Consider the following 11,519-nt stretch of genomic DNA (forward strand, 5'->3'; position numbering starts at 1 on the left):
AGGTTTGAACAAAGGTCTCTGAAAATTGAAACAGTATTTAGAAAAAGATGGGCGCAGTTCTTTCAGATTAAAGGACTACGATTATTCACAGGCGGGTGCATATTTTGTGACGATTTGCACGCAAAAAGGTAAATCAATTTTGGGAAAAGTAGTAGAGGAAGAAATGGTTTTAAATAAGTATGAACAAATTGTTGAACAATCCTGGAATGAATTATCGAGTCATTTTTTGAATACGGAAATGGATTGGTTTGTTGTTATGCCCAATCATATTCACGGCATCATCGCCATAGATGACGAATGTAGGGGTGGGGTTTCCCCGCCCATGGGCGAGTCCGCCTTTGGCGGATCGCCCCTACAAAAGCCTAGATTGGGGCAGATAGTCGCCTATTTTAAGTACCAAACGACTAAATTGATCAATGAGAGTCGCTCAACTCCTGGAATGAGGGTCTGGCAGAGAAATTATTATGAACATGTGATTCGGAATGAAAATAAGTTAAATAAGATCAGATATTACATCCAAACCAACCCTTTAAAATGGCATCTGGATAGAGAAAATCAACAAAGAGTCGGGGAAAATATGTTAGAAGATGAAATTTTTAATTCAAACTTGAAAAAATAGATAAGCCAGGAAAAGTTAATGTAGGGGCTGGGTTCCCCAGCCCATGGGCGAGGAGACCTCGCCCCTACAATTGGATCAAAAAAATGATCTCAAGGGAAACAGAAGAAAAAATTAGAAATCTAAAAGGAAAATATCCGAAGGTTAAAACCTGTGTCCTTCCAGCTTTTCATATCCTGTATCAGGAGGAAGGTTACCTCTCGCAGGAAGGGATACAGAAGGTGTCTGAGCTTTTAGGGGTTCCTCTTTTAGAGTTACATGAGGTTCTGTCATTTTACGTTTTCTTCCCCACCAGAAGGATCGGTAAATACTGGATCAGGGTCTGCGATAACCTCTCCTGTTCCCTGATGGGAGCAGAAAGCATAATCAAGTATCTGGAGGAAAAGCTAAAAATCAGGGTTGGCCAAACCACGCCAGACGGGCTTTTCACCCTGGGCACGGAGGAGTGTTTAGGCTCCTGCGGAACAGCACCAATGATGATGGTGAATGAGGAGTTTCACGAGAACCTGACCAGAGAGAAAATCGACAAGCTCATAGAAGAGCTTTCCAGAAAATAACTTATGTCCACGAAAATAGTTTTCAAGCATATCGACGAACCAGAACAGCACAGGATCGACACCTATTTGAAAAACGGAGGGTACCAGGCACTGCCCAAAACCCTGAGAGAGCTTTCTCCGGCTCAGGTGATCGAGGTTGTCAAAAAATCCGGATTAAGAGGAAGAGGTGGAGCAGGGTTTTCAACTGGTGCCAAATGGGGATTTGTGCCGGTTGATTCGCCCAAGCCACGGTTTCTAATCTGCAATGCGGATGAAAGCGAGCCAGGTACTTTTAAAGACCGGGAATTAATAGAGAAAGACCCTCACCAGTTGATCGAGGGGATTATCATAGGAAGTTATGCAATAGGTGCGTATATCTCCTTTATCTATATCCGGGCTGAGTTTGGCTTCGGGGCAAAAAGGCTGGAGCAGGCTATAAAGGAAGCATACGATAAAGGTTATCTGGGCAAAAATATCTTAGGCTCAGGTTATGATCTGGACTTGATTTTGTATCGAGGTGCAGGTGCTTATATCTGCGGAGAGGAGACCTCGCTTCTCTCATCCATAGAAGGTATAAGACCTCTGGTCAGGCTCAGGCCTCCTTATCCGGCAGTGGCAGGATGTTACAACTGTCCCACTGCAGTGAATAACGTGGAGACTCTTTCCAACGTGCCTCACATCATACTTAACGGTGCGGAATGGTTTGCCAAAATCGGTACGCTCAAGAGCACAGGGACCAAGATATTCTGTTTATCAGGTCGGGTCAATAAGCCGGGGAATTACGAGCTTCCTATGGGAATACCTTTAAAAGAGCTGATTTACGACTATGGTGAAGGAATAAGAAACGGAAAGAAGCTAAAAGCCATTATACCAGGTGGGGTTTCCAGTTGGGTAATGCCAGCAAGCAAAGTCGATGTGAAATTAGATTTTGAGTCTGTGGCTGAAGCAGGTTCTGCCTTGGGAAGTGGTGGGGTGATAATAATGGACGAGGATACCTGTATGGTGAAAGCTACCTTAAGACTGGTGAAATTCTACGAATTTGAATCCTGTGGAGAGTGCACTCCGTGCCGGGAGGGAACCTACTGGCTTTCAAAGATAATGCAGAGAATCGAGGATGGTAAAGGAAGGATGGAAGACCTTGACCTGCTCTTGGATTTAAGCGATAACATTTACGGGAAAACGATCTGCCCCTTGGGCGAGTCTGCGACTATGCCGGTGACAAGCACCATAGAGCATTTCAGACAAGAGTATGAGGACCATATAAAGAATAAGCGGTGTCCTTTTGAAAAAAAGGTTTAAAAGTTCAAAGGTTCAATGGTTCAAGGGAAGGAAAAAAAGAAGACGTAAGACGGGAGACGAAAAAATAAGAACAACCATCATTTGTCATTCTGAGTCCCGTTGATGGCGGGACGAAGAATCTGCCGAATTTGACCTTGGAGGAGATTCTTCGGCCGTCCAAAGGGACTCCCTCAGAATGACATCTGAGAAATAAGAGATGATAAGTCTAACCATAGATAATAAGCCGGTTGAGGTAGAAGAGGGGAAGACCATCCTGCAGGCGGCAAAGAAGGTAGGGGTCGATATTCCTACTTTCTGTTGGCATGAGAAGTTGAAAATCTTAGGTGGCTGCAGGGTCTGCTTGGTAGAGGTGGAGAAAGTGCACAAGCTGATGATTGCCTGTAACACTCCAGTTACTCAGGGTATGGTGGTGTGGACCAATACGCCCAAAGTGATCAAAGCCCGCAAAGGAATAATAGAGTTTCTGCTGATCAACCATCCGCTGGACTGCCCCACCTGTGATAAAGGAGGAGAATGTGACCTGCAGGAGATCACCTTCAAATATGGGACTGACCGGAACAGGTTCGTTGAAGAAAAAAGAAGATATATCATAGACCAGACCTCCACTTTTGATGACCTGAAGATTGGGCCACAGGTAATCCGAAATCAGAACCGCTGCATATATTGTTTGAAATGCATCCGCTTCTTAAAGGAAATTGCAGGCGAATACGATATGGGTGCTTTTATAAGAGGGTGGAGAAGCGAGATAAACGTCCTGCCTGCTATACCTATTGCCAATGTTTATTCCGGCAACACTGTGGAGATTTGTCCGGTTGGGGCTTTGACTGCCAAGTCCTGGCGGTATCTGATCAGGCCCTGGACTGCCAGTCAGGTAAAAAGCGTGTGTCCTTTCTGCGGGGATGGATGTAATCTCACTTTATGGGCAAGATTGAACAAGCTCTACCGGGGAACCTCCAGAAGAAACGATAAAGTGGATGAGGGTTTCATCTGCGATAAGGGGAGATGGGGCTATGATGTAGTCGGCAATCCGGAAAGGATAAAATTTCCCTGGGTCAAAAAAAATGGAAAATTGGCCGAGTCGAACTGGGAAGAGGCTTACGGTCTTCTGATCTCCAAACTGATAGAGATAAAAGAGAAATATGGTCCCAAAGCTTTAGCCGGTTTTGGCTCGGAAAGAGCAACTAATGAGGATAATTACATCTTTCAGAAATTCTTCAGAACGATTTTAGGATCAAACAACTTAGACTTCAGAGCAAAAACCAAGAAGGTGCTGTCTAGCCCTGCTCTTTTTGAATATTCGCAGGTTTACACAATGACCAATTCGATAGAAGGGATAGAAAAAGCAAAAACTATCTTAATTTTCGGCTCGGACTTAAATTCGGAACATCCTATAATCAGCTTGAGGGTAAGGAAGTCAATCCTCAGAGAAGAAAATGGCGCCAGTCTACTGATAGCTAATCCAAAGAAGATAAAATTCAGCTCCATGGCTGAAAAAGAGATGATTTATAACTATGGGACCGAGGGCTTCTTGATCAATGGGTTACTAAAAACCATCTTCGATGAAAAATTAATATCCTCTAAGGTAAGCGAAAAAGAAATAGAAGGGCTGAAACAGAGTCTGGAGAACTATCCACTTTCTAAGGTGTCAGAATTGACCGGAGTAAGGGAAGAAAAGATTAAAGATTTTGCAAGAAAAATAGCCGCAAGCGAAAGCTTGATGATTTTCTGTGGCAGGTGGATTAGCGACAGTCTGCAGGCAGAAGCGATTTTAAAGGGATTCAATAATCTTCTGCTAACTACTGGAAAATGGGGAGAGAAATATTCAGGGTTTAATCTGCTGTGGGAAAACAATAACTCTCAGGGAGTTCTGGATATGGGTCTTTTACCTGACAGGCTGCCTGGATTTGTTCCGGTTGAAGATGAAGTGGGAAGAGAAAGGCTGGAGAAAATCTGGAATTCGCCCATACCCAAAGAGAGAGGTTTGAATTATAATGAAATTTTATTAGGTATAAATGCTGAAAAGATAAAAGGGCTATATATAATGGGACAGGACCCGGTTGAGAGTTTTCCGGATCGCGGGTATATCGAAGATACTCTGAAGAAATTAGATTTTCTGGTGGTTCAGGATATCTTCCTGACCGAGAGTGCAAAGTTGGCGGACGTGGTTCTGCCGGCCGCAGCTTTTGCTGAAAAAGAAGGGACTTTCACCAATGTGGAAAGAAGAGTGCAGAAACTCTGCCGGGCTTTAGTTCCACCCGGGGAAGCAAAATCTGACTGGGAGATAATCTGCGAGCTTTCCACCCTTATGGGGCATAAACAGCATTACCCATCGGCTTTCCAGATAACTGAGGAGATCGCCCAGGTCTCACCGATCTACGGGGGAATAAAAGCTGACCGTCTGGACGACTGCGGCATTCAATGGCCCTGCCTGAATCTGAATGATCCGGGAACAACCGAGCTATTGCCGGATAATTTCTTAAACAAAACCTCTCAACTTCTGCCAGTCGATTTTGAAGAGGTGCCTGTGGACGATGAATATCCCTTCATTCTGCTTACCGGAAGTCTGGCTCATCATTCCGGAAAGCTAACCAACAAGTCATCCAACCTTTGTTCGATTGTTCCAGAAGGCTTCTGCCAGATAAATCCTCTGGATGCTGAGAAGCTCAACTTGAAAACCGGAGAGGAAGTCTTTGTAGAATCGCCCAAGGGGAAAATAAAAATAAAGGTAAAAACGGATGAATGCATAAACCCGGGAACGGTTTTCATTCCACACAATTTTATGGAGATCAAAGTGAATGCTCTTTTGGACAAAGACAAGTTAGTTGACAGGGTGAAGTTGAACAGGGTAGGATAGAGAATATATGGTCGAGTCTACGTTCATAATAGAGATAAGGTCACGTAGGGGTGGAGCTTGTCTCCACCCGTCCCCTAGGGCGTCCCTACGCGGATCTACAGGGCGTCCAGTTGTACGCCCATATGCATGTTCAAATCTGTTCTGAAATCGCGCCATAGCGATAAGGCAGGATAGGCAATTATGCTTGAATTTCTGATAATAACGTCAATCAAGATAGCTGTTTTCCTGGCGATCTGGCTGGGGGGGATGGCTTATCTTACCTGGCTGGAAAGGAAGCTGTTGGGCGACTTTCAGGTCAGGCTTGGACCGGCTTATGTGGGACCTTTCGGGCTTCTCCAGCCGATTGCAGATGGTCTCAAACTTTTCTTTAAAGAAGATATTACTCCGTCGTCTGCTTCCAAGCTGGTCTACACAATTGCTCCGCTTTTGACTTTTGTGCCTGCCTTTATACTCTTCGGGGTCATTCCAATAGGTAACGAGATAACTTTATTCGGGAAACAGATACAGTTGGTCGTGTCTGACTTAAATGTTGGTGTACTGTATATCTTGGCAGTCTTCTCAGTGGCAGTCTACGGTATAGTTTTAGCCGGCTGGTCCTACAACAACAAATATTCGCTTATCGGAGGGGTCAGATCAACTGCCCAGGCGATTAGCTATGAGGTCTCTCTGGGTCTTTCCCTAATCGGGCTTTTGATGATCTCAGGAAGTCTTGACCTGGTCGAAATTGTGAAATCCCAGGATAGTTTCTTTCACTGGTATATCTTCCGCCAGCCTTTGGGTTTCATACTTTTCTTAATCTGCGGCATAGCGGATAATAACCGGGCACCGTTTGATTTGCCGGAAGCAGAAAACGAGTTAGTGGCTGGCTATTATACCGAGTATTCGAGTATGAAATTCGCCTTATTCTTCCTGGGCGAATATGGGAATATGATCAACATCTCCGCGCTCACCACAACCCTGTTCTTAGGCGGATGGCAGGGACCTCTGCTGCCGTCATTTGTCTGGTTTTTCATAAAGGTTTTCGCATTACTTTTCCTTTACATCTGGATCAGGGCGACCCTGCCCCGGTTCAGGTACGATCAACTGATGAATTTCGGGTGGAAAGTCTTGTTTCCATTAGCTATACTTAACATTTTTATCACTGGAATAGTACTGGTATATTAATATGTTCAATTTTGTAAAATATATACTGGCATTGATCAAAGGTTTAAGCGTAACCTTCAAGCATATTTTCAAAAAGCCGGTAACTGACAGATACCCAAAGAAAAAAAGGGAGATGCTTCCCCGCTATCGGGGACTGCATTATTTGGCACGGTATGATGACGGAAAAGAAAGATGCGTCTGCTGCGGATTATGCGCAGCTGCCTGCCCGGTCGAATGCATTTATATGGAAGGAGAAGAGATCGAGGGTGGGGAGAGGTATCCCAAGGTTTATGAGATCAACGAGCTGAGATGTATCTTCTGCGGATGGTGCGAGGAGGCTTGCCCGGAAAATGCCATCTTCTTAGGCAGAGAATATGAGTTCACCTATGATAACCGGAACGATTATATCTACACCAAGGAAATGCTTCTGGCACTTTTTCCAAAAAGCGTCAAAGACAGAAAAAAAGCTCTCGGAGGGGAGATAGATTAAGATATGGAACTTGCTCTTTTCATAATCCTGGCACTTGTGGCAATTGCCTCAGCTTTGATGGTTATCCTGCAGAGGAATCCGGTCTACAGCGCCCTGTCTTTGATCGTGACTCTGGGTAGTATCGCCATCCTATTCATTTTGCAAAAGGCTTACTTCCTGGCTTTTATCCAGATCATCGTGTATGCAGGCGCCATAATGATCCTTTTCATTTTCGTGATTATGCTTTTGAACTTAAGAAAGGACGAGTTCGGTCCGGAAAAAAGGAAACTGCAGAGATTCTTCGGGCTGGTTTTCTCTCTCCTTCTGGTAGTGGAGCTTTTCTTTGTGGTCAGGTATGCACTTTTCGGCAAGACTGGAGAGTCTTTGCAAGTGGCAGAGGATTTCGGGACAGCCAGCGCGCTGGGCAGGCTCCTTTTCTCTACTTATCTTTTCCCCTTTGAGATCACCTCGATACTCCTTTTGATTGCGATGATTGGGGCACTTTTTTTAGCCCGGAGGGAAGAATAGATGGTGCCGGTAACTTATTATCTGCTCTTGAGCGGGATACTCTTCTCTATCGGGGTTTTAGGGTTTTTGATCCGGAGAAACGTTCTGGTGGTTTTTATGTCAATAGAGATTATGCTGAATGCGGCGAATTTAGCTTTTATTGCCTTTGCCAGGGAGATGGGGTCTTTATCCGGGCAGGTAATAGTGTTCCTGGTTATGACTGTAGCGGCGGCAGAAGCGGGAGTGGGTCTGGCGATTATAATCCTTTTCTACAGAAATAAAAAAAGCGCTAACGTGGATGATGGGAATTTGATGAAATGGTAAAAAAGGTTCAAGGGTTCAAGGGAAAAAAATGACGTGAGCCTGACGGAGATTAATTGTCATTCTGAGTCCGCCAAGGGCGGACGAAGAATCTGAGATTCTTCGTCCGTCAAAATTGACTCCCTCAGAATGACAAATGAAGAGAACGTAGGGCAAGGCTTCAGCTTGCTTCGGAATACAAGGAGAAAATGTAGGGGCGAGGTTCCCTCGCCCATCTGGAGAAACGTAGCGCGAGGCTTTCAGCCTCGCAATGCGACCCTAAAAGGGTCGCGCTACGAAAAACAGAGTAAAATATGATAGAATATATCTGGTTAATACCGTTGCTTCCCTTGATCGGGTTTGTCATCAATGGGATTTTGGGGAGAAAATTAGGGAAGACCCTAGTTTCCTTGATCGGGTGTGGCACGATTGGGGTTTCGTTCCTTATCTCCGTTAAAATTCTCTTTGAGCTTCTGTTTCTCCCTGCAGAGCATAGGATTATCGAGAGAGTTGTCTTCCCCTGGATTTATTCCGGACTTTTTAAGATCAATGTTTCTTTCCTTTTAGACCCCTTATCCTGTGTGATGATTTTGGTGGTTTCCGGAGTCGGTTTTTTCATTCACGTCTATTCAGTTGGCTATATGTCGGGAGATAAAGGTTTTGCCAGATTTTTCTCCTTTATGAACCTTTTCGTCTTCTTTATGCTGACCCTGGTTCTGTCCAACAACTTCCTTTTACTTTATTTAGGCTGGGAGGGTGTGGGTTTATGCTCTTACCTTCTGATAGGCTTCTGGTATGAAAAGAAGTCTGCCTCAGATGCGGCTAAAAAAGCTTTCATCGTCAACCGGATAGGGGATTTTGGATTTGCCCTGGGTATTATGCTTATCTTCTGGACCTTTGGTACGCTCAACTATTCAGAGGTATTCTCTCAAGCTCCTTCTCTTCTCACAGTTGGCGGCGGGCTGGCAACTGCAATCACCCTGCTTTTATTTATGGGAGCAGTGGGGAAGTCTGCCCAGATTCCGCTCTATGTGTGGCTGCCGGATGCGATGGAAGGACCAACTCCGGTTTCTGCTTTGATCCATGCAGCCACTATGGTGACTGCTGGTGTCTATATGGTAGCCAGATGTCACGTTCTTTTTCAGCTTGCTCCATTCACTATGGGTCTGGTTGCAGTCATTGGGGCTGTTACCGCACTTTACACCGCTTCAATCGGAATGGTGCAGAACGACATAAAAAGGGTTCTGGCTTATTCAACTATCAGCCAGCTTGGTTATATGTTCCTGGGATGCGGAGTGGGCGCTTTTGCCTCCGGGATTTTCCATCTGATGACTCATGCTTTTTTCAAGGCTTTGCTCTTTTTAGGAGCGGGAAGTGTGATGCATGCTCTATCAGGTGAGCTGAATATGCAGAAGATGGGAGAACTCAAGAATAAGCTTCCGGTTACTTTCTGGACGATGTTTGCCGCAGTTTTAGCGATTTCCGGGATACCTTTATTCTCCGGTTTTTTCAGCAAGGATGAGATTTTATGGAAAGCGTTTTCTCAGGGTAATTTAATTTTGTGGATTATCGGTCTGGTCACTGCAGGGATGACTGCTTTCTATATGTTCAGGCTTTTCTTCTTAACCTTCTTTGGGAAGTCAAGAGTGGATGAATCGATAAAATCTCATATCCACGAGTCCCCAAAGATTATGACTGTTCCTCTTGCCGTCCTGGCAGTCCTTTCAGTTATCGGTGGATACATAGGGATTCCCAAATCATTAGGAGGCGGAAACAACTTTGAGAGTTTCTTAAGCCCGGTCTTTGGTGAAAAAGGAGAGATGATTTTACATCCAGCTTCTACTGAATATCTTCTGATGGCGCTATCTGTTGTCGTGGCTTTGCTGGGTATCTTCTTTGCTTACAGATTTTATGTCAAGAGTCCGGACCTTCCAAAAAGCCTGGCACAGAGATTCAGTTTTCCTTATAAACTTCTTTTGAATAAATATTATGTGGATGAGCTTTATTTCAAGGTCGTTGTCAACCCGTTGCTTAAGTTTGCCACTTTCCTCTGGCAGTTCTTTGACGTGAAAGTAATCGATGGATTTGCCAACGGGTTAGCCAATACAGTTAACTGGTTTGCAGGTATAGGCAGAAAAGTCCAGACCGGGTACGTGCGTAACTATGCCTTAGGTATGGTTTTCGGAGTGCTCCTGATTCTGGCTTATTTCATATTGAGGTGATTACTTTCGTAGCGCGACCCTTATGCGTTCTAACTGACTTTAGTCAGGTTTTCCCCTCTCCTTTGCAAGGAGAGGGTTAGGGTGAGGTCACGCCACTAAAGTGGCTATGAACGAGGTATATTGAGGTGATTATAAAAGTAGCGGAAAGCTTTAGCCTTCCATAAAAGGTTTTTCGAATTACGTAGCGCGACCCTTTCAGGGTCGCATTGCCCTACGGGCGCTACGGAAAGAAATGGAGGTCTTAAGACCTCCGCTACATTAAAATTAAAATGGATATGGCAGAATATATCTTATCCCTTTTGATCTTCATACCGATTATCGGTGCGCTTTTGCTCCTTTTGGTAAACAGGGAAAAGCACGGTCTGATAAAATCATTTGCCTTTGTGATAGCTTTAATAAATTTTATCCTGTCCCTTTACCTTTACTTTAATTTCATCCCTGAAAATGGGTTTCAGTTTGAGATCAACCGGACCTGGATTCAAAGCCTGGGAATAAACTACCATCTGGGTATAGACGGGATTAGTTTGTTTCTGGTGCTATTGACCACTTTTCTTTCAGCCCTGGCGATACTTTCATCCTGGAGTGCAATTCAGGAGAAGGTAAAAGGGTACATGGTCACTATGCTTTTCTTAGAAGCCGGGATGATCGGCGTTTTTGTCAGCTTGGACCTGTTCCTGTTCTACGTTTTCTGGGAGGGGATGTTAATTCCGATGTATTTTCTGATAGGAATCTGGGGAGGTCCTCGTAAGATTTATGCTACCATCAAATTTATCCTTTTCACTATGCTGGGAAGCATTTTTATGTTAGTGGCTATTTTAGTCCTCTATTTTATGAACTATAGTTACACTGGTGAATACAGTTTCGATCTTCTGAAAATTCTCCAACTTCCGATTCCCTTTGGGGCACAGTTCTGGTTATTTTTGGCCTTTGCCTTAGCTTTCGCCATCAAGGTTCCGATGTTTCCTTTTCATACCTGGCTTCCGGACGCTCACGTGGAGGCACCAACTGCAGGAAGCGTACTTTTAGCCGGGGTTTTGCTGAAAATGGGGACTTACGGTTTCTTAAGATTCTGTCTGCCCTTGTTCCCGAACGCTTTTATGAGCTTTGTTCCGCTTTTCTCCATCTTAGCGATTATCGGGATAATCTACGGGGCTTTAGTCTCCACCATGCAGAAAGATATAAAAAGCCTGGTGGCTTTTTCCAGCGTGAGCCATTTGGGTTTTGTGATGTTAGGTCTTTTTGCCCTGAATATGCAGGGGATCTCAGGTGGGATTTTGCAGATGATAAATCACGGTATCTCCACAGGTGCTCTATTCTTAATCGTTGGAATGATCTACGAGAGAAGACACACCCGCCTGATCGAGGAATATGGAGGAATCGCTAAAGTGGTTCCGGTTTTTGCGGCATTCTTTGTTATTGTAACTTTATCCTCTATCGGGTTGCCAGGGACAAATGGTTTTGTGGGGGAATTTCTAATCCTCTTAGGTGTTTTTAAATCTAAAACAGTTTATGCTGTTCTGGGAGCTATTGGAATTATCTTAGCCGCAGTCTATATGCTCTGGATGATCCAGAG

The 11,519-nt window shown here is 44.5% G+C and carries 10 protein-coding genes; all 10 read left to right on the forward strand.

Annotated elements, in window-relative coordinates:
- The first annotated feature begins 25 nt into the window (after positions 1-25).
- Complete coding sequence (locus tag MUP17_01145; GenBank protein ID MCJ7457580.1) at positions 26-619, forward strand: transposase; 594 nt, start codon at positions 26-28, stop codon at positions 617-619.
- A gap of 83 nt (positions 620-702) precedes the next feature.
- A complete protein-coding gene (locus MUP17_01150) occupies positions 703-1,173 on the forward strand; it encodes an NAD(P)H-dependent oxidoreductase subunit E (GenBank protein MCJ7457581.1) in 471 nt (156 codons plus the stop codon).
- 3 nt (positions 1,174-1,176) lie between these two features.
- Positions 1,177-2,451, forward strand: a complete 1,275-nt coding sequence (gene nuoF / locus MUP17_01155; protein MCJ7457582.1) for an NADH-quinone oxidoreductase subunit NuoF — start codon at positions 1,177-1,179, stop codon at positions 2,449-2,451.
- A gap of 196 nt (positions 2,452-2,647) precedes the next feature.
- Positions 2,648-5,305, forward strand: a complete 2,658-nt coding sequence (gene nuoG / locus MUP17_01160; protein MCJ7457583.1) for an NADH-quinone oxidoreductase subunit NuoG — start codon at positions 2,648-2,650, stop codon at positions 5,303-5,305.
- Between the two features lie 180 nt (positions 5,306-5,485).
- Positions 5,486-6,469, forward strand: coding sequence for an NADH-quinone oxidoreductase subunit NuoH (nuoH, locus tag MUP17_01165; GenBank protein ID MCJ7457584.1), 984 nt, complete (start codon positions 5,486-5,488; stop codon positions 6,467-6,469).
- A 1-nt stretch (position 6,470) separates the two neighbouring features.
- On the forward strand, positions 6,471-6,938 hold the full coding sequence (gene nuoI, locus MUP17_01170) for an NADH-quinone oxidoreductase subunit NuoI (protein MCJ7457585.1): 468 nt from the start codon (positions 6,471-6,473) through the stop codon (positions 6,936-6,938).
- A 3-nt stretch (positions 6,939-6,941) separates the two neighbouring features.
- Positions 6,942-7,445, forward strand: coding sequence for an NADH-quinone oxidoreductase subunit J (locus MUP17_01175; GenBank protein ID MCJ7457586.1), 504 nt, complete (start codon positions 6,942-6,944; stop codon positions 7,443-7,445).
- Positions 7,446-7,748: an NADH-quinone oxidoreductase subunit NuoK gene (gene nuoK, locus MUP17_01180; GenBank protein ID MCJ7457587.1), complete on the forward strand. Its 303-nt coding sequence runs from the start codon at positions 7,446-7,448 to the stop codon at positions 7,746-7,748.
- Positions 7,749-8,038: 290 nt separating this feature from the next.
- Entirely contained in the window at positions 8,039-9,946 is a 1,908-nt protein-coding gene (nuoL, locus tag MUP17_01185) for an NADH-quinone oxidoreductase subunit L (GenBank protein ID MCJ7457588.1), read from the forward strand.
- 275 nt (positions 9,947-10,221) lie between these two features.
- A partial coding sequence (locus MUP17_01190; GenBank protein ID MCJ7457589.1) for an NADH-quinone oxidoreductase subunit M occupies positions 10,222-11,519 on the forward strand: 1,298 nt, incomplete at its 3' end.

It is taken from the genome of Candidatus Zixiibacteriota bacterium, assembly GCA_022865345.1.
Lineage (GTDB): Bacteria > Zixibacteria > MSB-5A5 > MSB-5A5 > RBG-16-43-9 > RBG-16-43-9.